Annotated in this window: 24 protein-coding genes, 1 pseudogene and 1 riboswitch; of the genes and pseudogenes, 7 read left to right on the top strand and 18 right to left on the bottom strand. The window is 70.8% G+C overall.

Translation table 11 applies throughout. The features are described from left to right. Positions 1 to 186, bottom strand: a pseudogene (locus RIN75_RS37575) (hypothetical protein); the annotation flags it as partial. Between the two features lie 29 nt (positions 187 to 215). Between RIN75_RS37575 and RIN75_RS37570 the strand changes: the two are divergent. Further along, positions 216 to 947 carry a GNAT family N-acetyltransferase gene (locus tag RIN75_RS37570; RefSeq protein ID WP_309116863.1) on the top strand — a complete coding sequence of 244 codons (732 nt, stop codon included), beginning with the start codon at positions 216 to 218 and terminating at the stop codon, positions 945 to 947. A 139-nt stretch (positions 948 to 1,086) separates the two neighbouring features. On the opposite strand, the gene RIN75_RS37565 is transcribed toward RIN75_RS37570, so the two are convergent. The 10 genes from RIN75_RS37565 to typA all read right to left on the bottom strand — a co-directional run bounded on the left by RIN75_RS37565 (position 1,087) and on the right by typA (position 13,403). Next, the gene (locus RIN75_RS37565) at positions 1,087 to 1,824 is read right to left on the bottom strand and encodes a hypothetical protein (protein WP_309116862.1); all 738 of its coding nucleotides are present in this window, start codon (positions 1,822 to 1,824) and stop codon (positions 1,087 to 1,089) included. Next, entirely contained in the window at positions 1,808 to 2,197 is a 390-nt protein-coding gene (locus tag RIN75_RS37560) for a hypothetical protein (RefSeq protein WP_309116861.1), read from the bottom strand. Before RIN75_RS37560 ends, RIN75_RS37565 begins: the two co-directional genes overlap by 17 nt. Further along, a complete protein-coding gene (gene mshB, locus RIN75_RS37555) occupies positions 2,194 to 3,030 on the bottom strand; it encodes an N-acetyl-1-D-myo-inositol-2-amino-2-deoxy-alpha-D-glucopyranoside deacetylase (protein ID WP_309116860.1) in 837 nt (278 codons plus the stop codon). Before mshB ends, RIN75_RS37560 begins: the two co-directional genes overlap by 4 nt. A gap of 60 nt (positions 3,031 to 3,090) precedes the next feature. Then, positions 3,091 to 4,155 (bottom strand): oligopeptide/dipeptide ABC transporter ATP-binding protein, encoded by a 1,065-nt coding sequence (locus RIN75_RS37550; RefSeq protein ID WP_309116859.1) that lies wholly within the window; start codon positions 4,153 to 4,155, stop codon positions 3,091 to 3,093. Next, a complete protein-coding gene (locus tag RIN75_RS37545; protein WP_309116858.1) occupies positions 4,152 to 5,330 on the bottom strand; it encodes an ABC transporter ATP-binding protein in 1,179 nt (392 codons plus the stop codon). The genes RIN75_RS37550 and RIN75_RS37545 overlap by 4 nt, the downstream gene beginning before the upstream one ends. Next, entirely contained in the window at positions 5,327 to 6,283 is a 957-nt protein-coding gene (locus RIN75_RS37540) for an ABC transporter permease (protein WP_309116857.1), read from the bottom strand. The genes RIN75_RS37545 and RIN75_RS37540 overlap by 4 nt, the downstream gene beginning before the upstream one ends. After that, on the bottom strand, positions 6,276 to 7,274 hold the full coding sequence (locus tag RIN75_RS37535) for an ABC transporter permease (protein ID WP_309116856.1): 999 nt from the start codon (positions 7,272 to 7,274) through the stop codon (positions 6,276 to 6,278). The genes RIN75_RS37540 and RIN75_RS37535 overlap by 8 nt, the downstream gene beginning before the upstream one ends. A gap of 151 nt (positions 7,275 to 7,425) precedes the next feature. Beyond that, on the bottom strand, positions 7,426 to 9,246 hold the full coding sequence (locus RIN75_RS37530) for an ABC transporter family substrate-binding protein (RefSeq protein ID WP_309116855.1): 1,821 nt from the start codon (positions 9,244 to 9,246) through the stop codon (positions 7,426 to 7,428). A 304-nt stretch (positions 9,247 to 9,550) separates the two neighbouring features. Next, positions 9,551 to 11,239, bottom strand: a complete 1,689-nt coding sequence (locus tag RIN75_RS37525; protein ID WP_375296075.1) for an ABC transporter family substrate-binding protein — start codon at positions 11,237 to 11,239, stop codon at positions 9,551 to 9,553. Positions 11,240 to 11,498: 259 nt separating this feature from the next. Next, positions 11,499 to 13,403 (bottom strand): translational GTPase TypA, encoded by a 1,905-nt coding sequence (gene typA / locus RIN75_RS37520; protein ID WP_309116853.1) that lies wholly within the window; start codon positions 13,401 to 13,403, stop codon positions 11,499 to 11,501. A gap of 155 nt (positions 13,404 to 13,558) precedes the next feature. Between typA and RIN75_RS37515 the strand changes: the two genes are divergently transcribed. Then, positions 13,559 to 13,744: a hypothetical protein gene (locus RIN75_RS37515; protein WP_309116852.1), complete on the top strand. Its 186-nt coding sequence runs from the start codon at positions 13,559 to 13,561 to the stop codon at positions 13,742 to 13,744. Positions 13,745 to 13,789: 45 nt separating this feature from the next. On the opposite strand, the gene RIN75_RS37510 is transcribed toward RIN75_RS37515, so the two are convergent. Then, positions 13,790 to 14,089 carry a YciI family protein gene (locus RIN75_RS37510; RefSeq protein WP_309116851.1) on the bottom strand — a complete coding sequence of 100 codons (300 nt, stop codon included), beginning with the start codon at positions 14,087 to 14,089 and terminating at the stop codon, positions 13,790 to 13,792. A 197-nt stretch (positions 14,090 to 14,286) separates the two neighbouring features. Here RIN75_RS37510 and trpS point away from each other — a divergent pair, with 197 nt between their 5' ends. Then, positions 14,287 to 15,252, top strand: coding sequence for a tryptophan--tRNA ligase (gene trpS, locus RIN75_RS37505; protein ID WP_309116850.1), 966 nt, complete (start codon positions 14,287 to 14,289; stop codon positions 15,250 to 15,252). Positions 15,253 to 15,339: 87 nt separating this feature from the next. Here the strand turns inward: trpS and RIN75_RS37500 are convergent, their stop codons facing one another. From RIN75_RS37500 to RIN75_RS37490, 3 genes are all read right to left on the bottom strand, one after another. Further along, positions 15,340 to 16,152: an NUDIX domain-containing protein gene (locus RIN75_RS37500; protein ID WP_309116849.1), complete on the bottom strand. Its 813-nt coding sequence runs from the start codon at positions 16,150 to 16,152 to the stop codon at positions 15,340 to 15,342. 61 nt (positions 16,153 to 16,213) lie between these two features. Next, positions 16,214 to 17,482: an ATP-binding protein gene (locus tag RIN75_RS37495; protein ID WP_309116848.1), complete on the bottom strand. Its 1,269-nt coding sequence runs from the start codon at positions 17,480 to 17,482 to the stop codon at positions 16,214 to 16,216. Next, on the bottom strand, positions 17,479 to 18,201 hold the full coding sequence (locus RIN75_RS37490; RefSeq protein ID WP_375296074.1) for a response regulator transcription factor: 723 nt from the start codon (positions 18,199 to 18,201) through the stop codon (positions 17,479 to 17,481). Before RIN75_RS37490 ends, RIN75_RS37495 begins: the two co-directional genes overlap by 4 nt. A gap of 223 nt (positions 18,202 to 18,424) precedes the next feature. On the opposite strand from RIN75_RS37490, the gene RIN75_RS37485 reads away from it, so the two are divergent. From RIN75_RS37485 to RIN75_RS37470, 4 genes are all read left to right on the top strand, one after another. Further along, positions 18,425 to 19,555: a DUF2092 domain-containing protein gene (locus RIN75_RS37485; RefSeq protein ID WP_309116847.1), complete on the top strand. Its 1,131-nt coding sequence runs from the start codon at positions 18,425 to 18,427 to the stop codon at positions 19,553 to 19,555. Beyond that, on the top strand, positions 19,552 to 20,562 hold the full coding sequence (locus RIN75_RS37480; RefSeq protein ID WP_309116846.1) for an ABC transporter ATP-binding protein: 1,011 nt from the start codon (positions 19,552 to 19,554) through the stop codon (positions 20,560 to 20,562). Before RIN75_RS37485 ends, RIN75_RS37480 begins: the two co-directional genes overlap by 4 nt. Then, positions 20,562 to 21,401, top strand: a complete 840-nt coding sequence (locus RIN75_RS37475; RefSeq protein WP_309116845.1) for an ABC transporter permease subunit — start codon at positions 20,562 to 20,564, stop codon at positions 21,399 to 21,401. The genes RIN75_RS37480 and RIN75_RS37475 overlap by 1 nt, the downstream gene beginning before the upstream one ends. Before the next feature lie 192 nt (positions 21,402 to 21,593). Next, a complete protein-coding gene (locus RIN75_RS37470; RefSeq protein ID WP_309116844.1) occupies positions 21,594 to 22,109 on the top strand; it encodes a GNAT family N-acetyltransferase in 516 nt (171 codons plus the stop codon). Positions 22,110 to 22,129: 20 nt separating this feature from the next. On the opposite strand, the gene RIN75_RS37465 is transcribed toward RIN75_RS37470, so the two are convergent. From RIN75_RS37465 to RIN75_RS37455, 3 genes are all read right to left on the bottom strand, one after another. Continuing rightward, positions 22,130 to 23,113: an ABC transporter ATP-binding protein gene (locus RIN75_RS37465; protein ID WP_309116843.1), complete on the bottom strand. Its 984-nt coding sequence runs from the start codon at positions 23,111 to 23,113 to the stop codon at positions 22,130 to 22,132. Then, positions 23,114 to 24,820 carry an ABC transporter permease gene (locus tag RIN75_RS37460; RefSeq protein ID WP_375296073.1) on the bottom strand — a complete coding sequence of 569 codons (1,707 nt, stop codon included), beginning with the start codon at positions 24,818 to 24,820 and terminating at the stop codon, positions 23,114 to 23,116. Then, a complete protein-coding gene (locus RIN75_RS37455; RefSeq protein ID WP_309116842.1) occupies positions 24,796 to 25,824 on the bottom strand; it encodes a thiamine ABC transporter substrate-binding protein in 1,029 nt (342 codons plus the stop codon). The genes RIN75_RS37460 and RIN75_RS37455 overlap by 25 nt, the downstream gene beginning before the upstream one ends. Beyond that, positions 25,816 to 25,929: riboswitch (TPP riboswitch) on the bottom strand. Its footprint overlaps the gene before it by 9 nt. Positions 25,930 to 25,958 lie beyond the last annotated feature (29 nt).

Raw genomic sequence — 25,958 nt, 5'->3', positions numbered from 1 at the left:
GACGGGGCACTCTTCGATGCACGCCTTGTCGAGCACGTCCACGCACGGCTGGGCGATCACATAGGTCACTGCGCTCTCCTGCTCTTGTTCTGGTCCACACCGCGCAAGCCGGAGAGTACGCGGCGGATCCGATTGTCCAACGGTCAGGCTTGCCTTATCAGCACCGTGCTTCAGCTCACAGAACACCGTTTACCAGCAGAAGGGACGATGCGTGCATGGATTCGGTCACCGAGTTGGAGCAACGCTGCGCGGACGCCTGGCCCGCCCTGGTCGACGAGCCCCTCGGCCAGTGGCGGCTGCGCGCCGCCGGCGGCTTCACCGGCCGCGCCAACAGCGCTCTGACCACGGGAGACCCGGGTCTGCCGGTCGGATTGGCGCTCGACCGGGTGATCAGTTTCGCGACCACCCACGCGATCAAGCCGGCCGCGCACGTGGTGGTCGGGTCGCGCGCGGAGTCGGGTGTGGCGGCGGCGGGCTGGCGGGTCGACCATGATCACCCGGGTGGCGCATCCTCGTACGTGCTGACGGGTGCGCTGCGCGAGTTCGCCTGTCCGAAGTCCGAAGGAGTGAGCGTCGAGCCCTTGCCTTCTCCCGAATGGTGGAACCTGACCGCCCAGGGCAACCCCACGGTGGCCCAGAAGCATGTACTGGGTAGCGGGGACGTGGTCGGGTTCGGTGAGGTTCGGCGGGAGGGGGTGGTGGTCGCGGCGGTGCGCGGGGCGGTGGTGGGCGACCTGCTGCACATCGCACGGCTGGCGGTGGTGGCGTCGGCACGGCGGACGGGTGTGGCGCGGGCGTTGATGGGCGCGTTGGCGGCGTGGGGGTTGGAGCGGGGGGCGACCCGGTGTGCGCTCCAGGTGGCCGAGCACAACGAGCCCGCGCTGCGGCTGTACGCGTCTTTGGGCTGCACGGAACACCACCAGTACCGGTACTGGGTACCGGCGTGAGTCAGTCCCGGGGCGGGCGGCCGCTGGGTGCTGGGCCTGACCCAGTCGCGGGCGTGCACGTGCCGACCTGGCTCACGTCCGGCGCGGGCGCGTGCCGGCGTGGCTCAGTCCCGGGGCGGGCGACGCGGGCCGGTGTGGGTCAGTCCCGGGGTGGTTGGGTGGCGAACCAGTCGTCGGCGGCCTTGCGGACGCGTTTGAGGGCGGAGCGCTCGCCGAAGTAGTCGCCCACGACCCCGACCACGGGCAGCATGCCGAGGGCCTGGTGGTAGAACCGGCCCTGCGGCCGCTTGTCCAGCTCGTCCTCCAGCGCCCACAGCACCTTCGCGAGCTTCCACACCGTCCGGCCGATCCCGCGCAAGGTCGACGACTGCTTCAGCTCCGACGTCAACTCCTCCGTCTCGCGGTCCTCCGCCGGGGCGTCCACCACCCGCCCGTCGACCGTCCGCTGGAACAGCACGTGCGCCAGCAGCCGCACCCGGTCCTCGACCGACGTGAACCCGTGCTCCCCCGCCAGCGCGGACAGCACCAACCCCTGCCCCGCCGCGCCCAGCGCCGCCTGGATCGGCAGCCGGTCCGCCAACGCGCCGCCCACCCCGGGCAGCGCGGCCAGCAGCGACACCAGCCGCCCCACCCGGTTCAGCCACCACTCGTCCCGGTCCGCGACGCCCATCACCGCCCACGCCGCCGTCCCCGGCACCTTCACCCGCGCCAACTGGTCCCACAAGCGGTCCACGACCCGGCGGTCCGTGTCGCGCTCCAGGGACCGGTCGCGCAACGCCGACAGCTGAGCCGTGCGCAGGGTGTCGAGCAGTGGACCAGTGGCGCGCACGAACGGCCGCAGGGCCCGCACCACGTCCCGGTCACTGATCGCCGGCACGGGCCTGCCTCCCCATGAACGCGCCCACCGCCACCGCGCTGGGCAGCATGCCACCGGCGAACAGCAGCAACGTCCGCCAGTCGTTGAGCAGCATCGTGTCCCCACCCGGCCCGAACACCCCGAGCACCAGCAACGTCGCCAGCCACACCAGCAACGGCGCGGCGGCGGTCAGCGGGCGGCGGGCATGGGCGGCAGCCGCGAGGACCAGCAAAGGGGTCGTGATGATCGCGACGATGGCCGCGATCGGGAACGGGTAGTCGGAGACCTTGGGCAGCAGGGTGCCGTCCAGGCGCAGCGGCAGGAAGAACAGCTCCAGCACCGCCAGCACGAACGCCTGGACGACGATCGCCGCGATCGCCAACCGGTCGCTCAATCCAGCCCCCCGAACAGGTCCTCGTCCGCCCCGTCGGCGGAACCGCGCGCCAGCACGTAGTACTCGGCCTGCACCACGGGCTGCGCGATGCCGTTGGACAGCGCGTACGCCGACCCGTCGGGCAGCACGCTGACCTGCGTGGAGTGTGCGCGCAACGCCCGCATCTTCGCCACCAGGTGGTCCGAGACGTCGACCACCGTCGTGATGGCCGCGTCGTCGACCACCGGCAGCTCGCCGTCCGACGGCAGCCGCCACGGCAGGTCCGGCAGCTCCGACAGGGCCTTGACGCCCGCCGCGGTCGCGTCCCGTGAGGTCACCGCGTAGAACACGCGTTCGACCTCGGAGCCTTCAGTCGCGGCCATGGTGATGTCGTGCGCCCGGATGTGGTCGGGGTGGCCGTAGCCGCCGTTCTCGTCGTAGGTGACGACGACCTGGGGCTTCACCGACGCGATGATCGCGGCCAGCTCGCCCGCTTGCTCCTCCAGGGACCCCCGGATGAACGCACGGGGGTGGTCGTTCGCGGGCACGCCCACCATGCCCGAGTCGCGCCAGCGGCCGATGCCGCCGAGGAACCGGTGGTCGGTCACGCCGAGCGCCGCGCACGCGGATCTCAGCTCGGCCACCCGGTAGCCGCCGAGCTGGTCGGCCGCGTCGGCGGCCAGTTCGCGCAGTGCGGGCGGGATGATCTCGCCCTCCTCGCCGAGGGTGCAGGTGACCACGGTGACGTGCACGCCGCTCGCCGCGTAGCGGGCGATGGTGCCGCCCGTCCACAGGCTCTCGTCGTCAGGGTGTGCGTGTACCAGCAGCAACCGTGGTGGAGCAGTCAGCGTCACCGGATCAGCGTAGAGACAGCGCCGGGGCCGCCGGAAACCGGCGGCCCCGACGACGGTGCCTCAGACCGAGAGGACGGGCTTCACCTCGGCGAAGTGGCAGGCCGAGAGGGTGCCCTCGGGTCCGCCGCGCCGCTCCAGCTTGGGCTCCTCGGTGGCGCAGATGTCCTGCGCCTTCCAGCACCGGGTGCGGAACCGGCAGCCCGACGGCGGGTTCACCGGCGACGGCACGTCACCGGTGAGCACGATCCGCTGGCGCTGCCGCTCCAGCTTCGGGTCCGGCACCGGCACCGCGGACAGCAGGGCCTGCGTGTACGGGTGCATCGGCCGGGCGTAGATCTCCTCGCGCTCACCGATCTCGATGATCTTGCCGAGGTACATCACGGCGACCCGGTCGGAGATGTGCCGGACGACCGACAGGTCGTGCGCCACGAACAGGTACGCCAGGCCCAGCCGCTCCTGGAGTTCCTCCAGCAGGTTCACCACACCGGCCTGGACCGACACGTCCAGCGCCGACACCGGCTCGTCCAGCACGATGAGCTTCGGGTTGAGCGCCAGCGCGCGGGCGATGCCGATGCGCTGCCGCTGGCCGCCGGAGAACTCGTGGGCGTACCGGTTGCGGTGCTCCGGGTTGAGGCCGACCAGCTCCATCAGCTCGTTGACCCGGCGCTGGATGTTCCCGCCGCCCTCGATGCCGTGGATCTTGAACGGCTCGGAGATCAGCTCGTTGATCTGCCAGCGCGGGTTGAGCGAGGCGTACGGGTCCTGGAACACGATCTGCATGTCCCGGCGGACACCGCGCAGCGCCTTGCCGCCGAGCTTGGTCAGCTCGCGGCCCTCGAACTTCACCGAGCCGGACGTCGGCTTGTGCAGCTGGAGGATGGCCCGGCCGGTCGTGGACTTGCCGCAGCCGGACTCGCCGACCAGGCCGAGCGTCTCGCCCGGGTACAGGTCGAAGGTCACGCCGGACACGGCCTGCACCTGCCCGACCGTGCGCGGGATGATGCCGCCGCCGCGCACCGGGAAGGACTTGACCAGGTCCTTGACCTCCAGCAGCGGGGCCTGGCCGGACCCGCCGCCGGACCGGGCGCCGCCGGCCTGGGGGTTCACGTCAGTCGAAGTGGTCATGACGTGGGCTTCTCCTCTTCCTGCAACCGCGCCTCCACGTCGTCGAGGTCCTCGGCGACGGGGATGTCCGGGTTGGCCATCGTGAGCGCGGCGGGGTTCTCGACCACGCCGATCTCCTCGTGCGCGAACAGCCGCTGCGGGTTCTCGATGGTGGCCAGGTGCGCGGAGCGGTGGCAGCGCGCGAAGTGGCCGAGCCGGTCGGTCTCCAGCAGCTGCGGTTCGGTCTCGCGGCACTCGTCGATGGCCAGCGGGCACCGCGGGGAGAACGAGCAGCCCTGCGGCAGGTTCATCAGCGAGGGCGGCGCGCCCTTGATCGGGGTGAGCCGCTTGCCCAGCAGGTTCGGGTTCGGGATGGACCCGAGCAGGCCGACCGTGTAGGGCATCCGCTGGGCCTCGAACACCTCGTCCACGGAGCCCTGCTCGACGACCGTGCCGCCGTACATGACCTGGACGCGGTCGACCATGCCCGCCACGACGCCGAGGTCGTGGGTGATGATCATGATGCCCGCGCTCGTCTCGTCTCGGATGCGCAGCAGCGTGTCCAGGATCTGCGCCTGCACGGTCACGTCCAGCGCCGTGGTCGGCTCGTCCGCGATGATCACGTCCGGGTCGTTGATGATCGACATGGCGATCATCGCGCGCTGCCGCATGCCGCCGGAGAACTCGTGCGGGTACTGCGACGCGCGCCGGTCCGGCTGCGGGATGCCGACCAGTTCCAGCGCCTCGACGGCCTTGGCCCACGCGGCCTTCTTCGACACGTCGTGGTGCGCCAGGTACGCCTCGGCCAGCTGCCAGCCCACCGTGTAGACCGGGTTCAGCGACGTCATCGGGTCCTGGAAGATCATCGCGACGCCGTTGCCGCGCACGGGCTGCATCTGCTTGTAGCTCAGCCCGACGAGTTCCTTGCCCTTGAACTTGATCGAGCCGCCGATCCGCGCGGTCTTGGGCAGCAGGCCCATGATCGCCATCGACGACACCGACTTGCCGGAGCCCGACTCGCCGACGATGCCCAGCACCTCACCGGCGCCGAGGGTGAACGACACGTCCCGCACCGCGTGCACGACGCCGTCGTCGGTCGGGAAGTCCACCGACAGGTTCTCGACCTTGAGCAGCTTGTCGCCGCCCAGCCCCTCGGTCGCGGACTCGGGTTCGTTCATCACGTCCAACTCACTCATGCCTTCACCCTCTTCTGCCGCGGGTCGAAGGCGTCCCGGAGACCGTCACCGATGAAGTTGACCGACAGCGAGATCAGCACGATGAACACGAACGGCGTGAAGAACAGCCACGGGTGCAGCGTCAGCTCGTTCTTGTTCAGGCTGATCATCAGGCCCAGCGAGGTGTCCGGCGACTGCACGCCGAGGCCGAGGAACGACAGCGCGGCCTCCAGCAGCACCGCCTGGGCGATGGCCAGCGTCGCGTTGACGATGATCACGTCGATCGTGTTGGGCAGGATGTGCCGGAACACGATCCGGAAGGTCGACGCGCCCAGCGCGCGGGCCGCCTCCACGAACTCCTTCTCGCGCAGCGACAGCACCATGCCGCGGATGACCCGGGCGATCGACAGCCACATGATCAGGCCCAGGTAGAGGGCCACGATCAGCCAGTTGCTGCTGCCGCCACCGCCGGCCACGTTGACCACGAAGCTGTTGCGCACCAGCACGGCGGCGATGATCAGGCTCGGGATGACCAGGATGAGGTCGATGAACCGGCTGATCACCGCGTCCACCCAGCCCCGCAGGTAGCCCGCGAGGGCGCCGAGCACGACGCCGATGACGGTGGACAGCACCGCGACGAAGATCGCGATCTGGAGCGAGAACTGGGTGCCGCGGATGATCAGCGACACCATGTCGCCGCCGAGGCGGTCGGTGCCGAACGGGTGGTCGGCGCTGGGCGGCAGGTACCGCTTGAAGCCCAGGTCGGTGTAGTCGTACTTCCAGAGCAGCCCGCCGAAGAACGCGAACAGCACCAGGAGGACGAACAGGACCAGGCCGAACAGCGCCGCCTTGTGCCGGGCGAAGCGGCGCAGGATGACCTGCCACTGCTTCTTGGCCGCGGTGGTGTCGAACTGGCTCGCCTCGCCGGAGGTCGGCGCGGCAGGCGTTGCCACGGGGGAACCGATCTCAGTCAAGGCGAATCCTCGGGTCCAGGACCGCGTACAGGACGTCCGCGATCAGGTTGAACACGATGATGAACACGGCCGTCACCATCATGAAGCCGAGCACCTGGTAGGGCTCCAGGTCCTCGATCGCCTCGATCAGGAACTTGCCCATGCCGGACCAGCCGAAGACCCTTTCGGTGATCACCGCGCCACCGAAGCTGGCGCCGATGTTGAGCGAGGAGACGGTGATGATGGGGATGAGGGCGTTGCGGAACGCGTGCTTGAAGATCGCACGTCCCTGCGAAACGCCCTTCGCCTGCGCGGTCCGCACGTAGTCCGCGTTCAGCGTTTCCAGCATCGACGCGCGCTGGAACCGGCTGTAGAGCGCGAACTGGATGACCACCAGGCAGATGGTCGGCAGGATGTACGCGCCGGTGTACTGGAAGACTTGTTCGCCGAATCCGCCGCTGAAACCCTCACCCGGCGGGCCCGCGGTGATGATCCACCGGTCCGCGCCGAGCGATTCCAGCCAGTTGTTGAGCTGGATGCCGCCGGCCTTGAGCACCAGGGCCACGCAGAACAGCGGCATCGAGAACATGGCGAACGATATTCCCGTCGCTATGTAGTCGAAGATCGAGTACTGTCTCACCGCACCGATGACGCCGACCGCGATACCCAGCGCGAGCGCGATGATCTCGGCGCCGAGGATCAGGCGGAGCGTGACGCCGAACGCGTCCAGGACGTCTTCCTTGACGTCCTTGCCGGCGTTGCCGGGGACGACCGACTCGCCCCAGTCGCCGGTGACGAAGTTGCCCGCCCAGTCGACGTAGCGCTCGAAGAACGGCTTGTTGTAACCCGTCCGCTCGTAGGCGGCGGTGATTTCCGCCTCGGTCCGGGGCTTCGCCAGCTTCCACTCGCCCAGGGGGTCGCCCATGGCGTTCACGAGTCCGAAGCACAGGAAGGAAGCGACGATCAACAGCGGAATTGAGATCAACAACCGCCGGATTATGTAACGGAACATGACAAGTCTCTAGTCTCCCTAGGCGCCCCCGCCGCAAGCGGGCCAGCCTACCGGACGCGGACACCGTCCGGGGGGCCGGTGCTCGTGGCACCGGCCCCCCGGTCGGATTAATCAGTTATCGCATGACGGACCTTGCGACCCGGCGAACGAACTACTTCTTGATCTGCCAGGCGTACAGGTTCCAGGTCACGCCACCCGCGACACCGATGTAGGAGATCGGGCCGATGTCCGCCGTGGAGGCGGCGAAGTCGGACAGCTGGAACAACGGCACGCTGTGCATGTCGTCGCGCATCTGCTTGTCGATCTCGTTCATCATCTGGATGCGCTTGTTGTAGTCCAGCTCCTTGTTGGCAGCCGTCCACTTCTCGGTCACCGCGGCCGAGTCGTAGTTGTTGTAGTTGCCGGAGCCGCCCTTGGACTTCTGGGCGTAGTTGCCGTACGCGCCGGCCTTCAGCGGCTGGCCGACCCACGCGAACAGGGCCGCGTCGAACTCGGACGCCGGGAGGCGCTTGTCGTTGAAGTCGGCAGCCTGGTCGTCCACGATCTCGATGCCGGCCTGGCGGCACTTGTCCTGCAGGATGCGGACGGTGTCGGCACGGCGCTGGACGATCTTGTGGCCCAGCTTGAAGGAGGCGCGGAACTCGCCCTTGGTGTAGATGCCGTCGCCGCCCTGCTTCCAGCCGGCGTCCTCGAGGGTCTTCTTGGCCGCGGCCACGTCACCCTTGCCGATGTCGCCGTAGTGGTCCTCGTAGCCGACCTCGTTCGGCATGAACGTCAGCGAGCCCAGCGGCTTGGCGTTGGGGTCGACGTCCTTGACCAGCTTCTCGACCAGGTCCTCGCGGTCGAAGCACTGGGCGATCGCCAGGCGGAGCTCCTTGTTCTGCTTGAACAGGGGGCGGTCCATGTTGAAGTCGACGTGCTCGAAGGTCTGGCCACCGGCCGCGTAGACCTTGAACGCGCTGTCGCCACGCAGCTGCTGCGCCACCGCGGCGTCGGCCTGCGGCGCGATCACCACGACTTCCTTGTTCTGCAGCTGCTGGGCGGACGACTGGGCGTCGGTGTTCGTCTTCAGGATGACCTTGGACGCCGCGGGCTTCTCGCCCCACCACTTCGGGTTGCGCTCCAGGACCGTCTGGTCCTTGAGGTCCGAGGAGGTGATCATGTACGGGCCGCCGGACAGGGCGACGGCGGGGTCGAAGCCCAGCCAGCCCTTGGTGTAGAACTCGGCGACCTTCTGGACGGTCTCGTCGTTCTGCGCCGGGGTCACCTTGGTGATGTCCGCGACGCCGGTCTTCTGCTCCAGCACGTGGGCCGGGAGCAGGCTGTCGCTACCGGGGTGCGAGAACAGCGCGCGGTAGTCCGCGAACGGCGTCGAGAACGTCGTCGTGATCGTCTTGTCGTTGTCCGAGCACTCCAGCTTGGAGATGTCCTTGTAGCCGGTGTCGGTCGAGTCGAAGATCGAGGCTTCCTTGCCGTCGTCGCCCTTGACCGTCGCCTTGCTGGTCGCCGCGAGCCACTTCAGGTGGAAGTCGTCGCAGTCGATCGGCTGGCCGTCGGACCAGACCGCCGCCTTGTTGACCTTCCACTCGATGACCTGCGGGTCGCTCGAGGTGACCTTGATGGACTCCATCAGGTCGCCGTCGATCTTGATCACGACCTTGCCGTCGACCAGGTCGGTGATGTACGGCGAGGGCTGCACGTTGGACAGCGCGATGGTGCTGGAGAAGTTGTTCGTCGCGCCGATGTTGTTGTTGTAGTTGTGGAAGCCCTCTTCCACCGCGATCGCGATCTCGCCGATGTCGTCCACCTTGGGACGCTTGAACAGCTCGTCCTGCCCGCCGATCTTGCCCGGGTCGGCGTTCTGCTGGCCACCACCGTCGCCTTCACCGGCACCGCCGCCACCACACGCACTCAGCACGAGTGCGGCGCCGGTCAACAGCGCAAGCGCCGAGACAGCCTTTGATCTCCTCATCGACACGTGCCCTCCTAGCACTGGGTTGGAGCGACCGTTTGGGCCGGAACTCCACCCATAACCGTGATGTGCCAAACGCGCCCCGAACCGACACACCGTTGCAGCACGATAAGAAGCCGCCGCAAGCAGGGTCACGACCCCAAGGCCGATCGTGACCAAAGGGTGACACGCTGGTAGCAGCACGCTACTCCGTCGTTACCGGGCGGGAGCGTTCGTTAACCGGACGACGGGAATACTGTCAATATCGACCGCCGCCCGCATCCTGAGCGTAGGTCACGCTTCCGGCAAAGAGAAGAGTTAACGGTCAACGCCCTTCGCGGCGCCAGGTCGGCGCACCGCTGAGGGGTCCCGCGAAGGGCGCCCCGGCGGTGACGTTCTGCGCCTCCGGCAGCACCACCAACAGGTCCGCTACCTGGAACAACGGCATCGAGACGGCCTGCTGCCAGAGCACCGGCTCCACCCTCGCCAGGGTGTCCGCCAGCAGCGCCCGACCGGTCAGCGCGTCCTCGATGGCCCCTTGGACCGACTGGTCGCAGAAACCGGACAGATTCGCCGGAATGGGTGTACCGCCTTCCCCCGAGGAGGTGCGGCAGCCGAATGCGGAAGCGAGTGAAGCGGACGAATCACCGGAGTCCACGCGGGGCACGACGGCAATGTCGACCACCTCCGCGCCGGAAGTGGCGGTGCCCGACAGATCTCGGCCGAACAACTGATTCGGCGGCGTTGTCAGGACGCGTCCGGCGATTCCGGACAATGACAGTTGACGCTGAACTCGGCTCGCGATGGTCACATACGGCTCGATACCCGCAGGTGCGGCGATGGTGAGCGTCAGTTGTTTGCCGTCCCGCACCCACTGGCCGTTCTGGTTGGTGTAGCCCGCCTCGGTCAGCAGCTGCGCGGGCGGGGTGGCCACCGACTGGACGGTCGGTTGGTAGCCCGGCTTGCTCGGCGGCAGCACCTGGGCGTCCGCGCGCAGCTTGGCGCTGGGGCCGTTGCGGCTGCCGAGGGCGATCAGCTCGTCCCGGTTCAGCAGGCCGAACACCGCCTGCCGGACCCGGACGTCGGCCATCTGCGGCGCGGCCGGCCGGGCCAGCACCTCCACCACCTCCGGGCGCGGCACCACGGCGGTCGTCAGCGGCTTGTCCGCGGCCAGGGCCTCGACGTCCTTGAGCGCGATCGCGTCGGCGCGGATCAACGCGGCCTGGTCGTCACCGGTCTTGAGCGCCTCCACGATGTCGTGGTGCGCGGCGCGGCGCAGGACCACCCGGTCGAGGGTCGTCGGCTGCTCCCAGTACCGGTCGTTGCGCTCCAGGATGATCTCGCCGCGCGGCTGGTCCAGGGTGCGCACGGCGAACGGGCCGGCGGTGGCCGGGAAGCTGTCGCTCAACGCCGCCTGCCAGCCGCCGGGGGCGTCCTTGAGCAGGTGGGCGGGCAGCAGGTTGGCGAACAGGCTGCGCCACCCGGGGTAGGGCCGCTCGAACACGACCTCGACGACCTTGCCGCCCTCGCGGGAGGCGATGTCGGAGATCAGCCGGTAGCCCGCCGGGTTGACCACACCGGGCTCCTCGCGCATCCGCTGCCACAGGAACACGAAGTCCTCGGCGGCGATCGGCGCGCTGTCCGACCAGGAGGCGTCGCGGCGGATCGTGTAGGTCACCGTGTACGGCTCCGCCTTCGTGACCTCGGCTGACAACAACAGCGAGCGGTCCAGGGCGGGGGTGCCGTCGGTGTCGGTGCGGAAGGTGCTCGGCAGGAGGAGCGAGGAGAGCGCGGTGGTGACCGTGGACTGGCCGGCGAGGGTGTGCGGGTTGTAGCCGCCCTTGACATCGTCGACCCCGACGACGATCTCGTTGACCTTCTCCTTGGGCACGATCGTCATGCCGGGCGTGGAGGGTACGAGGGGTGGGGGCGGCGTCACACTGCACGCGGACAAGGCAAGGATCGCGACCACAGCGACGGCCGCGCGCACGCGGGTCCCCCCAGACCGACTCATGCGCACGAGAGTGCCAGACGCGTTGACACGTTGACGGAGTACCCCGGGCTTCACGTCTGTTGGACGGGCACGGCCGGGTTTCGGTTGGCGGATGTGCGCGGTTACACCTTATTAATATGTGTGCGCTGTGCTGGATGGCGCCGCCTCCGGCGTCGCGGCTCGGCCGCCCCGGGGTCGGCTCGTCGCGGGCACCCGCCCGGTCGCGGAACGCGAGACGCCCCCGGAGCGGACTCCGAGGGCGTCGCTGACCTGCTGCTTCTCAGGCGTTGCGCAGCTTCTGGCGGTTGCGCTCGCGGCCGCGCAGGTTCGCGTCCAGGATGATCTTGCGGACGCGGACGACCTCCGGCGCGACCTCGACGCACTCGTCGGCGGCGCAGAACTCCAGCGCCTCCTCCAGGCTGAGCTTGCGCGGCCGGGCCAGGGTCTCCATCACGTCGGCCGTCGAGGACCGCATGTTGGTCAGCTTCTTCTCCCGGCACACGTTCACGTCGAGGTCCTCGGCGCGCGGGTTCTCGCCCACGACCATGCCCTCGTAGGTGTCCGCGCCCGGCTCGACGAAGAACGTGCCGCGGTCGGCGAGCTGGATCATCGCGTACGCGGTGATCGAACCGGCGCGGTCGGCGACCAGGGAGCCGTTGTGGCGGGTCCGGATCTCGCCGGCCCACGGGCCGTAGCCCTCGGACACGGCGTTGGCGATGCCGGTGCCGCGGGTCTCGGTGAGGAACTCGGTGCGGAAGCCGATCAGGCCGCGCGACGGCACGACGTAGTCCAGCTTGATCCGGCCGGTGCCGTGGCCGGCCATGTTCTCCATCCGGCCCTTGCGGTTGGCCAGCAGCTGGGTGACCGCACCGAGGTGCTCCTCGGGGGCGTCGATGGTCAGCCGCTCGTAGGGCTCGTGCAGCTTGCCGTCGATCGTCTTGGTGACCACCTGCGGCTTGCCGACGGTCAGCTCGAAGCCCTCGCGGCGCATCTGCTCGACCAGGATGGCCAGCGCCAGCTCGCCGCGGCCCTGCACCTCCCAGGTGTCCGGGCGCTCGGTCGGCAGGACGCGCACCGACACGTTGCCGACCAGCTCGGAGTCCAGGCGGGACTTGAGCAGGCGGGCGGTCAGCTTGGTGCCGCCGTTGCGGCCGGCCAGCGGCGAGGTGTTGACGCCGATGGTCATCGAGATCGCCGGCTCGTCGACGGTGATCCGGGGCAGCGGCTCCGGGTTCTCCACGTCGGCCAGGGTGTCGCCGATGGTGATGTCCGGGATGCCCGCGATGGCGACCAGGTCACCGGCGCGCGCCTCCTCGGCGGGGACCCGCTCCAGCGCCTCGGTGATCAGCAGCTCGGTGATCTTCACCTTCTGCACCGAGCCGTCCTCGCGGCACCAGGACACCGTCTCGCCCTTGCGGATGCGGCCGGCGGCGATGCGGCACAGCGCGATGCGGCCCAGGAAGGTGGACGCGTCCAGGTTGGTGACCAGCGCGCGCAGCGGGGCGTCGGCGTCACCGGTGGGCGCGGGGATGTGGTTGAGCAGCACCTCGAACAGCGAGTCGAGGTTCTCCTCGTCGGGCAGGCCGCCGTCCTCGGGCTGGTTCAGCGACGCGCGACCGGCGCGGGCGGAGGCGTAGACGACCGGCAGGTCCAGCACGGAGTCGTCCGCGCCGACCTCGGTGGCCAGGTCCAGCAGCAGGTCGTGGGCCTCCTCGACGACCTCGGAGATCCGGGCGTCGGGGCGGTCGACCTTGTTCACCACCAGGATCACCGGCAGGCCGGCGGCCAGCGTCTTGCGCAGCACGAACCGGGTCTGCGGCAGCGGGCCCTCGGAGGCGTCCACCAGCAGCACCACGCCGTCGACCATGGACAGGCCGCGCTCGACCTCGCCGCCGAAGTCGGCGTGGCCGGGGGTGTCCACCACGTTGATGGTGATCACGCCGTCCGGCGTGTGCCGGCGCACCGCGGTGTTCTTGGCGAGGATCGTGATGCCCTTCTCGCGCTCCAGCTCGCCCGAGTCCATCACCCGGTCGACGAGCTCGGCGCGTTCGGAGAAGGCGCCGGACTGGCGGAGCATGGCGTCGACCAGGGTGGTCTTGCCGTGGTCAACGTGCGCGACGATCGCGACGTTGCGCAGGTCGTTGCGGACCAGCGTTTCCTTGATCGACGCGGTGGCCGTGGGCACGCGGAACTCCTAGAGCTGTCTCATCGAGGATGGGCAGGCGCCATGACATGGGATACGCGCGCAGCCTTCGGACAGCCTACCGGTCGAGTCGCCATTACCACACACGCGCGCAGGGTGAGGTCAGCCTCACCTACTCTGGGGACACCCTGATGAGTGTGAGGCAACGCGTGGGCAAGATCAAGGTGAAGAAGAAGTGCTGCCGGTCCGACCCGCGCTGCAAGAGGTGCCCGGTCACCGTGATGCTCAAGGAGCGCAAGAAGGCGCTCAAGAAAGCCGAGAAGGCCGAGAAGGCCGAGAAGAAGGCCCGCAAAGCGGCCAAGGCGGCGAAAAAGGCCGCATGAGGTCTCGCCGCCCGGTGCGCCCGGGTGGCACGGGGTGGTGCGCCGTCAGCTCAGGACGGCTTCGTTGAGCCCGGCCAGTTCCGGCGCGGTCCGGGTGGCCTGGAACTCGATCACCTGGTGACGGGCCAGTTTCTGCACGACGAACGGGTCCGTCGCGAGCAGCGCGTCGAGCTTGCCGCGCGGCATCGGGCGCGCGATGATCACGCTGCCCGTGCGGGGCACCTGGCGGCCGGAGGCGAGGAACAGACCGGCCTCGTACTGCTTCTTGAGCCAGTCCACGTGCTCCGGCAACACGTAGTCGACTTCGTCCAGCGGCTTGACGTACTCCAGCACCACGATGTACATGCGAGAAATGTAGACCCGCACGTGGTGCCGCACACGCGCTAAGATCCGCCTATGCGCACTCTTTACACGTTCTGGTGGTCCGCCACACGGCGGCCCTAGCACTGTGCGTTGACACACAGGCCGCCCGCCGAGGGCGGCCTTCGCTGTGTCCGGGGCCACTCCCCTTCGGCGGGCTCTCCCGTTCGAGAGGAACCCCGATGATCAGGCTGTCCGGCATCACCCCGTCCGGTCCCGTGCAGTTGGGCAACTACCTGGGCGCGGTCCGGCGGTGGGCCGCGGAGGGCACCGAGGAGGACGTGTACTTCATCGGCGACCTGCACGCGATGACCACGTCCCACAACCCGTCCCGGTTGCGCGCGCTGACCCGGGAGCAGGTCGCGGTGCTCATCGCGGCGGGCGTCGACCCGAGGTCGGTGGCGGTGCAGTCGGACCTGGTGCGCGAACTGGGCGCGTTGACCTGGTTGCTGGAGTGCACGTGCACGTACGGCGAGGCGGCGCGGATGATCCAGTTCAAGGAGAAGTCCGAGGGGCGGGCGTCGGTGCGGTTGAGCCTGCTCACGTACCCGGTGCTGATGGCGGCCGACATCCTGTTGCAGGGCGCGCGGGAGGTGCCGGTCGGTGACGACCAGGCGCAGCACGTGGAGCTGGCCCGGGTGCTGGCGCGGCGGTTCAACGGCACTTACGGCGAGGTCTTCGTGATGCCGCAGGGGATCGTCCCGACGGCGGCGGCACGGGTGCGCGACCTGGCCGACCCGTCCCGGAAGATGGCCAAGTCGTCCCCGGACTCGGCGGGCACGGTGTTCGTCCTGGACCCACCGGACCTGGTGCGCCGCAAGATCCGCCGGGCGGTGACCGACGACCTGGGCGTCGTGCGGTACGCGCCGGACACCCAGCCGGGGGTGGCGAACCTGCTGGAGATCCTGGGCGCGTGCACGGCGAAGGACCCGCGTGAACTGGCGGATTCGTTGTCGGGCTATGCCGAGCTGAAGGAAGCGACGGCGGAGGCGGTGGTGGAGGAGCTGCGCGGGGTGCGTGAACGGACGCAGGCCCTGCTCGACGACCCCGCCGAGTTGGACCGGGTCCGGGCGCACGGGGCGGAACGCTCCCGAGAACGCTCCACCCACCGGCTGGAAGCGGCTCTGAGGGTGTCCGGCCTGGGCTGAAGGCCAACGCCTCCGCTGCCACTCGCCGGGTTTTGTCGGTGCTCGACGGGACAATGGAAGCGGGGGCCGGAGGCCGCGCCCCAGCGGTCAGGCGAGCAGGTCGTGCAGGGCCGGCAGCAGCACTCGGTCCGCCGGCAGCCAGTCCAAGCCGTCCAACTCGGCCGCGCTCACCCACCGCACCTCCCGGTGGTCGTGCGCCGCGGGCTCGCCCGTCACCAGGTCGGCCCGGTAGATCCGCAGCAGCAGGTCCTGCCGCAGCGGCACGTCCGGGCCGACCTGGTCACCCGCCACGACAGTCACCCCCAACTCCTCGAGACACTCCCGCACCACCGCGTCCGCATCCGACTCCCCGGCCTCGACCCGGCCACCGGGCAGCTCCCACTTCCCCGCCGCCTCCGCCGGATAAGACCGCTGCTGCGCCAACAACAACCCGTCCCGCACGATCGCGGCCCCCACGACCACGCGCGCCGCCAGCAGCTCGCGGCTGCGCACGGCCACCGCCTCGGCCCGCGCCTCCAGCACCCGCAGCGCCAACCCGCGCCCCACGATCACGTCCGCCAGCCGCCCCAACGGCCCACCGGGGCTGGTCCACTCCACCGAGTCCACGACCATGGTCCCGCCGCCGGTGTGCAGCAGGTCCGTGAGCAGCACGAACCGCGGCAGCGGCCCGCCGACCAGCTCCGCCGACACCCCGGTCAGGTCCGCCCGGGTCACCAGCAGCGTCCCGTCGACCGGCCCGACCGACCCGGCCAGCTCCAACCCCGCGTGCAGCACCGGCCCGCCGCTGATCCGCCCGCCCAGCCCGCGGATCGACCGGGCCAGCAGCCGGGCGTCCAGCAGCGCCGCCGCGACGGTCCGCAGCGGGGCGTCTACCAGCGTCGTCGCGCGCAGCTCGGGCACACCACCGATCCTGCCACCACCGATCCCGGCGCCATCGATCCCGCCACCACCGATCCAGCCATCACCGGTACTCCGGCCAGCGCACCTCCAGCCGGGCACCACCTTCCGGCGACTCGCCCGCCCGGACCGTCCCGCGCCGCCGGGTCACCAGGTGCGCCACCAGCGCCAGGCCCAGCCCGAACCCGCCGGTCGCCCGGCCCCGGTCCGACTCGACCCGGTAGAACCGGTCGAACACCTTCTCCCGGTGCTCCGGCGGGATGCCGTGGCCGTCGTCGTCCACCAGCAGCCGGACCTCGCGCGCGGCGGGCAGCACCGAGATCCGGATGAACGACCGCGCGTACCGGGTGGCGTTGCGCAGCAGGTTGTCCAGCACCAGCTCGACCTCGGTGCGCGCGGCGGAGATCAGGCACGCGCTCATCGGGGCGTGGATGGACACCAGCAGCTCGTCCGCGGGCCGCCGCTCCACCGCGTACTGGGCCTGGAGCACCAGGTCCACCGGCTCGGCCCGGGGCAGCTCGCCGGTGTCCGCGCGGGCCAGCAGGAGCAGGGCGTCGACCAGGTTGGACAGCCGCTCCGACTCCTCCACCACCGACTCCAGCACCTCGATGGAGAAGTCCGGGTCCGGGTGCGCGACCGCCACCTCCGCCTGGGCGCGCACCGAGGTCACCGGCGAGCGCAGCTCGTGCGCGGCGTCCCCGGTGAACCGGCGCAGCCGCTCGGTCGCCTCGTCGCGCCGGGCCAGCAGGGCGTTCAACGCCTCCGCCAGCGCCTGCAACTCGTCCCGCGCCGCGGGCACCGGCAGCCGCTGCCCGCGCGGCAGCTGCCCGGCCGCCACCCGCATCCGCTCCACCGGCCGCAACGACGACCGCACGGCCAGCCACGTGGCGATCCCGACCAGCCCCGCGACCAGCACGGCGGCCGCGGCCAGCCACTTCGTGCCCAGCTCGTTGGCCTCGCGGTAGCCGACCAGGGTGTCCCCGGCGACGTGCAGTTGGGGCGTGCCGTCGGCGGCGAACACGACCCGGCCGATCCAGCGGTGCGCGGTGTCGCCCTCGATGCGCAGCACCTTCTCGCCCGACCGGAGCTGGCGGATGTCCTGCGGGGTCAGGTCGGGCTTGGCGAGGCCGTCCAGCGGGTTGCCCGCGGTGTCCAGCACGCGCACGGCGGAGGACCGTTCGAGCTGGTTGTCCACGGCGCTGACCTGCACCATGCCGATCAGGCTCGGCGCGAGCAGGGTCAGCGCGAGCAGCCCGAGCAGCGCCACGCCGGTGGCCACGACGGTGATGCGGAAGCGCAGCGTCCGCCGCAGCCACCAGCGGCGCGGGTTCACCTGCGCCGGGCGGCGGCCGAGTCCAGCGCCGCGTCCAGGTCCGGGGTGGAGGCCAGGTACCCGTGCCCGCGCACGGTCCGCACGACCTCACCGGCCCCCATGGCCTCCAGCTTGCGCCGCAGGTACCCCACGTACACCTCGACCGCGTTGCGCGTGGCTGCCTGCTCGTCGCCCCACACGGTGCGCAGCAGTTCGTCCTTGGTCACCACCGACCCGGCCCGGCTGGCCAGCACGTCCAGCACTGCGTACTCCCGCGGCGACAGGTTGACCGGCTCCCCCGCCCAGCTCACCTCGCGCACCGCCCGGTCCACCACCAACTCCCCCAGCTTCAACTTGCGCCGGGCGAGGTCGGCCCGGTTGCGCCGCAACAACGCCCGGACCTGGGCCACCAGCACCACGAAGCTGAACGGCTTCACCAGGTACCCGTCCGCGCCGAGGTCCAGCCCGTCGGCCTGGTCGACCTCCCCGTCCTTGGCCGACACCATGAGCACGGGCGTCCGCACCCCTTCGGCCCGCATCCGCTGGAGCACCCGGTACCCGCTGAGCCCGGGCAGCATGATGTCCAACAACACCACGTCGAAGGCACCGGTCAACGCCACGCGCAGGGCGTTGGGCCCATCGGCGGCCGTGACCACCTCCATGCCCTCAGCGGACAGCCCGCGCTCCAACGCGCGCCGAACCCCGACCTCGTCGTCAACAACCAGCACCCGTGGCCTCACGCCCCACAGGATGCCTCTTGAACGCCCGAAACGCCCCGACTTCCTCAGTCCTCTCTCAGCCGGCAGGCGTGGCCCGGGCACCCGGGTGAGGGGACAATCGAGGGCGTCGCTGAGCGGGTTCTCAGGTCGCCGTCGACTCTCAGCGCCATCTCAGGCCGGCCCGAGGAGGGTCTGTGGTGTCGGCCGGCAACCGGTCGGTCGACGCCCTTGGAGGAGGGGACACATGAACCGGAGAAGGGTGACCGTGGTCGCCGCGGCGGTCGGCGTGGTCGCCGGCGTCGCGGGCCTGGGGGTGCTCGCGATGCCCGCCGGTGCGGGCCCGGCGCCGGAGTTGCCCGAGGTGGGGGCCGAGGCGCTGGTCGAGTCGGTGCTGACCGCCAAGCCCTCGGCTTTCGGCGGCGCCGTGTCGGTGACCAACGACCTGGGGATCCCCGGCATCACCGGGCTGCCCCAGCTGTCCGACGGGGACTCGAAGCTGCGGGTCTGGACCGACGGCGCGGGCCGCGTGCGGGTGCAGTTGCCGGCGGCGGACAGCGAGAAGACGTTCGTGGACGACGGGCAGACCGGCTGGCTGTGGGACTCCGCTGAGCAGAAGGTGACCAAGCTCGCGCACGGGGAGGCGGAAGCACCGAAGCTGGAGCTGGACCCGAACGCGCCGCAGGTGCCCACCGACCCGGTGGCGGTGGCGCGGGAGGCCGTGGCGAAGATCAAGGAGTTCAGCGACGTGAGCGTGGACGGGACGGCGCGCGTCGCCGACCGGCCCGCCTACGAGCTGGTGCTCACGCCGAAGCCGACCGAGCGGACCGTGCTGCGCGAGGTGCGGGTGGCGGTGGACTCGGAGCTGCGCATCCCGCTGCGGTTCGAGGTGCTGACCAACGGGACCGCGGTGCCGGCCGTGCAGATCGGGTTCTCCGAGCTGAACGTCGGTCCGCAGGACGCCGCGCTGTTCACCTTCACGCCCCCGCCGGGCGCGAAGGTGAGCGAGCCGGAGCTGCGCGAACCGACCGCCGAGGAGAAGGCGCTCGCCGAGGGCGCGTTCACCGAGGCGAACCCGCAGGTCATCGGCGAGGGCTGGGACCAGGTGCTGGCCGCGCGGATCCCGGCGGACTCGCTGAAGAACCTCGCCCAGCAGCAGGGTGACGACCGGGAGTGGAAGCGCGACGGCGGGCCCGGCCAGGACGTGGACGTCGAGGGCCTGCTCAAGCAGGTCGGCAAGCAGGTCAGCGGCCCGTGGGGGTCGGGCACGCTGATCACCACCCGGGTCGGCGCCGCGCTCATCGCCGACGACGGCCGGGTGGCCGCGGGCGCGGTGCCGGAGCAGGTGCTGGTCGAGGCGATCGGCCAGGTGAAGTGACCACCTCGACCAGCGCACGGGTGGAGCCGGCCCAGGCCGGCTCCACCCCGGTCCTCGCCGCCCGGACGCGGGGGCTGCGCAAGGTGTACGGGCACACCGTCGCGGTGGACCGGGTGGACCTCGACGTGCCGGAGGGGGCGGTGCTGGGGATGCTCGGCCCGAACGGGTCGGGCAAGACCACCACGATCCGCATGCTGCTCGGGCTCGTGCGGCCGACCGAGGGGGAGGTCGAACTGCTGGGGAAGGCGCTGCCCGACGGCGCGGCGCAGGCGCTGCCGCACGTGGGTGCGCTGGTCGAGGGTCCCGGGTTCCACCCGTTCCTGTCGGGGCGGGAGAACCTGCGGCGGGTGGCGGCCTTCGAGCCGCTGCTCGCCACCGGCTCCATCAAGCAGGCGGTGGAGGACGCGCTGGAACGCGTCGGCCTCGCCGCCGCCGCCCACCGCCGGTACCGGGGGTACTCGCTGGGCATGAAGCAGCGCCTCGGCCTGGCCGCGGCGCTGCTGGTGGAGCGGAAGATGATCGTGCTGGACGAGCCGACCAACGGCCTCGACCCGGCGGGCACGCGCGAGGTGCGCAACGTCATCGCCGACCTGCACGACGCGGGCACGACGGTCGTGGTGTCGTCCCACCTGCTCAGCGAGATCGAGGCCACCTGCACGCACGTCGCCGTGCTGCACCGGGGCACGGTCGTCGCCCAGGGCGGGCTCGGCGACCTGCTCCAAGCGGAGAACAGCTCGCTGTTGGTCGTCACCCCGGAGCACAACCAGGCGCTCAACGTGCTGCGGGACGCCCGCATCTCGGCGCGCCCCACCCCGGAGGGCGTGCGCGTCGAACTGATCGGCACCACCGCGCCCGCCGTGATCGAGGCCCTGGTCACCGCCGGCATCCCGGTCCACGAGGCACGCCGCCAGCGCACCGGCCTGGAGGAGCTGTTCGCCCGGCTCACCGAGGCGCAGGAGGCCGACGAGGGCCTGTCCGCGGTCGACACCATCGAGGAGGGGGCCTGATGAGCGCGCCACTGGTCGCGACCCGCGCACCGCTGGGCCGACAACTGCGCTCGGAACTGCGCTGGATCATCCGCCGCCCGCGCACCGTGATCGGGCTGTTCGGGCTGTGCCTGGTGCCGATCCTGGCGGGCATCGGCCTGTGGTTCGCGGTGGACGACGGCGACGCGTCCGGCGGCCCCGGCCTGGCCGCCATCATCGGCGGCAACGGCCTGGTGCTCCCGGTGTTCACCCTGTTCCTGGCCCTGCCCCTGCTGCTGCCGCTGGTCGGGGCGATCTGGGCGGCCGACGGCCTGGCGGGCGAGTCCCAGCACGGGACGCTCCGCGGGTTGATGATCGCGCCGATCGGCCGGATGCGGCTGCTGGCGGTGAAGTCGTTCGGCGTGGCCACGATGACCCTGTTCGCGATCACGCTCATGGCGTTCGTGGCCGTCATCACGGGGGCGATCCTGTTCGGCGGCACCGGCATGCTCACCCTGTCCGGCACCACCCTGTCGTTCGGCCCGGCACTGGCCCGCATCGCGCTCACGATCCTGCTGGTCACCGTGCAGGTGTGGGGCGTGGCGGCGATCGCGATGGCGATTTCGGCGTGCACAGAGCACCCGTTGGTGGTGATGGCGGCGACCATGGCTGGCGTGATCGTGTTCGCGGTGCTGGGCCTGTTCGAGGCGCTGGACTGGCTGCACCCGTACCTGATCACCACGTACTGGAACAGCCTGATCGACGTCATGCGCGACCCGCTGCCGACCGAGGCCCTCTGGCGCAGCTCGGCCCTGGCCGGCTGCTACATCCTGATCGGCCTCTCCCTGGCCGCCATGCGCCTGGCCACCAAGGACAACTGACACCCACGCCAACGCCCCGCTCCGCGCGCAGCGCGGGGCGGGGTTCGCCTTTGCAGGGCTTGCCAAGCCACAGGAAGGGCCTCGGGGGCCTGCCGCGCGGCGAGCGCCGCTTTTACGCTTTCAGCTTTTGAGAGCGCGAAGCGCAGCAAAACCCGTTGGCGGCGACCCACCCCCAAGGGCAAGGTGTCGCGCATGTTCCTGGAGACCGACCGCGTCCGCCTCCGCGACTTCCGCGAGTCCGATGTGGACGCCCTGGCCACCCTGCACGCCGAACCCGCCGTCATGCGCTACCTGGATGGCGGCAAGCCCCTGGACCGCGACACGGTCGCCAACACGCTCCTCCCCCGCCTCATGGCCAACCCCGGCTGGTGGGCCGGCGAAGACAAGGCCACCAACCGATTCCTGGGCATGTTCGCGTTCAAAGAGACCGAACCCGGCGTCCGCGAACTCGGCTACCGCCTCCACCCCACAACCTGGGGCCAGGGCTACGCCACCGAGGTCTCCCTCGCCCTCATCGACAAGGGCTTTCGCGAACTGGGCGTCCAGCGGATCTTCGCCGTCACCATGGCGGTCAACACCGGCTCCCGCCGCGTGATGGAACGCGTGGGCCTCCGCTACGTCCGCACCTTCTTCCAGGACTGGCCCGACCCCATCCCCGGCTCGGAACACGGCGAAGTCGAGTACGCCCTCACCCGCGACGACCGATAACCGCCACCCCACCCGGACCGCTAACCGATCACCGCCACCCCGTCCGGATCAACCGCCAACCTCACCCGATCCCCCACCTCAGGCGCAGAAGCAACAGGAGCCACCGCCTCGAACTCATCCCCCTCGACCACCACCAACAACCGCACGTGGTCCCGCCGATGGACCCGCTCCAACACCTCGGCCACCACCGCCCCACCGGGGTCCACCCGCAACGCCGAAGCCCGCAACCCCACCCGCGCCCCCACCCCGAACACCGACGACCCCCTGAACACCGACAGCGCCCGCTCCGCCCCCAGCACCTTCCCGCACCCCAGGAACCGGGCAGTCTCCACGTCCACCGGCGACCGCCACACCTCCCCCGGCGGCCCGACCTGCACGATCCGCCCCGCCCGCATCACCGCCACCCGGTCGGCCAGCGTGAACGCCTCGTCGTGGTCGTGCGTGACCACCAGCGCCGTCGCCCCCGCCTCCCGCAGCAGCCGCGCCAGGTCCACCGCCAACTGCTCCCGCAACGCCCGGTCCAGCGCGGACAGCGGCTCGTCCAGCAGCACCAGCCGGGGCCGGGGCGCCAAGGCCCGCGCCAGCGCCACCCGTTGCTGCTCGCCCCCGGACAGTTCGGTCACCCGCCGCCGCTGGTAGCCGGCCAACCCGACCAGCTCCAGCAGCTCGTCCACCCGCTTGCGCCGCGCCTCGCGGTCCACCCCGTGCATCCGCAGCCCGAACGCCACGTTCCCGGCCACGTCCCGGTGCGGGAACAGCTGCCCGTCCTGGAACACCAGCCCGAACCCGCGCCGGTGCACCGGCACACCCGCCAGGTCGGACCCGTCCCAGGTCACCGAGCCCGAAGCGGGCACGAGCCCCGCCACCGCCCGCAGCAAGGTCGACTTCCCGCACCCCGACGGCCCGAGCAGCGCCACCACCTCGCCGTCCCCGACCGCCAGGTCCACATCGGACACCGCGACCAGCGACCCGTACGAGACCGTGACCCCGCGCAACCCCAACACCTAGAACTCCCCGCCCGGCACCCGCAGCCGCTCCGTGCCGCCCGGCACCCGCGCATCGCCGCCGGGCACCCGCAGCCGCTCGATCAGCAGCACCGCCGCCGCCGTCACCACCATCAACAGGGCACACGCCGCGTACGCCATCTGGCTGTTCAACTCCCCCGGCCGCGCCATCAACCGCGCGATCACCACCGGCAACGTCGGCGCGTCCGGCCGGGCCAGGAAACTGGTCGCCCCGAACTCCCCCAACGCCACCACGAACCCGAACCCCGCCGCCGCCACCAACGACCGCGACGCCAGCGGCAGGTCCACCTCCCGCCACACCCGCCACGGCGAGGCCCCCAGCGTCGCCGCCGCCTGCCGCAGCCGCTCGTCCACCGCCCGCAGCACCGGCAACACGATCCGCACGATCAACGGCGTCACCACCAACGCCTGCGCCAAGGGCACCAGCAACGGCGAGGTCCGGAAGTCCCCGGGCAAAGCGTCCATGGTCACCAGGTACCCGAACCCCACCGTCACCGCCGACACCCCCAACGGCAGCATCAACGCGGTGTCGAGCGTCTCCGCCAACCAAGCCCCGTGCCGCCGCAACCCCACCAACACCACGGCCGACACAACCCCCACCACCAGCGCCACCAGGGTCGCATCCACCGCCACCCGCACCGAGTTCAGCGCCGCGTCGACCCCGGTCACCGCCAACGTCCCCCGGTCCCCGGTCCCCGCCAACGCCCGGTACCCCGCCAGGCTCCATCCATCCGAAGTGGACAGCGACCGCACCACCAACCCCACCACCGGCGTCAGCAGCAACCCCACGACCAGCCACGCCGCAACGACAACGCCCCACTCACCACCGACCGGCCGCCGCACCGCCTCCACCCGCAACGACAGCGCCCGCTCCCGACGCCGCCGCAGCACCCCGCCGACGACCAGCACCGCCACCACCGCGACGAACTGCACCAGCGACAGCGCCGCCGCCCCGGACAGGTCGAACAGCTCGACCGTCCGCAGGTAGATCTCCGTCTCCACGGTCCGGTACCGGGCGCCACCCAGCACCAGCACCACACCGAAACTGGTGGCGCAGAACAGGAACACCACCGACGCCGCCGACCCCAGGGCCGGCGCCAGCGCGGGCAGCACCACCGACGTGAACGCCCGCAGCCGCGACGCCCCGAGCGACCGCGCCGCGTCCTCCGCCCGCCGGTCCAGCGACGCCCACACCCCGCCCACGGTCCGCGCGACCACCGCCACGTTGAAGAACGCGTTGGCCAGCACGATCGGCAGCACCCCGCCGTCCGGCCACAGCGCCCGGAACGCGAGCCCCACCACGACCGTGGGCAGCACGAACGGCACCATCACCGCCGCCCGCACCACCCCGGTCCCCCACACCCGGCACCGGGCCAGCAGGAACGCCACCGGCAAGCCTGTGACCAGCGCCAACACCGTCGCCCCGAGCGCCTGGCCGAGCGTGAACCCGACCAGTTCCCAGGTCTCCGGAGCCCCCAGCACCGGCAGCACGCCACCCTCGCCCAGCCCGAGACCGACGATCGCGACCACCGGCCAGGCGAAGAACACCCCCAGGAACCCCAGGGGCAACAACGCGGCGAACGACCAGCCGAGCCCCACCCGAGCGGACGACCGGCTCAGCCGCGCGCGAGCACGGCCGGACGAACCCGCGGACGACCAGGTCAGCCCTGCACGAGCGCGCGCCACTGCTGCACCCACCGCTCGCGGTTGGCGTCGACCTGGCTCGCGGGCAGGGTGCGCGCCTTCTCCGGCAGCGGGGCGGCCTTGGTCCACGCCGCGGGCAGCGCCACGCCCTCCCGCGACGGGTACACGTACATCTGGCCCGGCACGTCGGCCTGGAACTTCTCGCCCAGCAGGAAGTCCACGACCTTGCGCGCGTCCTCGGGGTTCTTCGCGCCCTCCAGCACGCCCGCGTACTCGACCTGGCGGTAGCAGGTGTCCAGCAGGGCCTTGGTGCGCGGGTTGCCGTCGTCGCCGATCTCCGCCGACGGCGAGGAGGCGTAGGAGACGACGATCGGGCGGGGACCCTTGCCGCTGGAGCCGGAGAAGTCCTGGGTGTAGGCCTCCTCCCAGCCGGAGACGACCTTGACGCCGTTGGCCTTCAGCTTCGTCCAGTAGTCCTGCCAGCCGGACTCGCCGAACTCCGCGACCGTGCCGAGCAGGAACGCCAGGCCCGGCGAGGACGTGGCCGGGTCCTCCACGACCAGCTTGTTCTTGAACTTCGGGTCGGCGAGGTCGGCGTAGGTCTTCGGCGCGTCCGCGCCCAGGGCGGCCACGTCGATGTTGACGCACACGTCGCCGACGTCCACCGCGTGCAGGCGGTTGGGCGGGTCGAGCTGGTAGCGCTGGGCGCCCTTCGAAGCCTCGCCGGAGGCGTACTCGGCGAACACGCCCTCCTTCAGGGCGCGCGAGGCGAACGTGGAGTCCACGCCGAAGGCCACGTCGCCGATCGGGTTGCCCTTGGTCAGCACCAGCTTGTTGGTCATCGCGCCGGCGTCCCCGCTGGCCAGCGTCTTGACCGTGATGCCGGTCTCGGCCTTGAAGGCGTCGAGCAGCTCGGGCTTGACCACGAACGAGTCATGCGTCACCAGGGTGACCACCCGCTCGCCCCGCGGGGCCTGGCCGTTGGTCGCGGAGCACGCGGCCAGCGTCGCCGCCGCGACGGCGACGGTCAGCACTCGTCGAAGCATCGTTTCTCTCCCTACGCCGGCATGACCCGGATCAGGTGGACGGTCGAGGGCTTGCGAGCCCTCCTCTCAGCCCGGCGCATTACCGGACTCCCGTGGCGAACGGGCAGTTTACGCCACGCGGTGGGACGATCGGG

It is taken from the genome of Saccharothrix sp., assembly GCF_031180885.1.
Taxonomy (GTDB): Bacteria; Actinomycetota; Actinomycetes; order Mycobacteriales; family Pseudonocardiaceae; genus Actinosynnema.
This window is presented reverse-complemented; position numbering and strand designations above follow the sequence as displayed.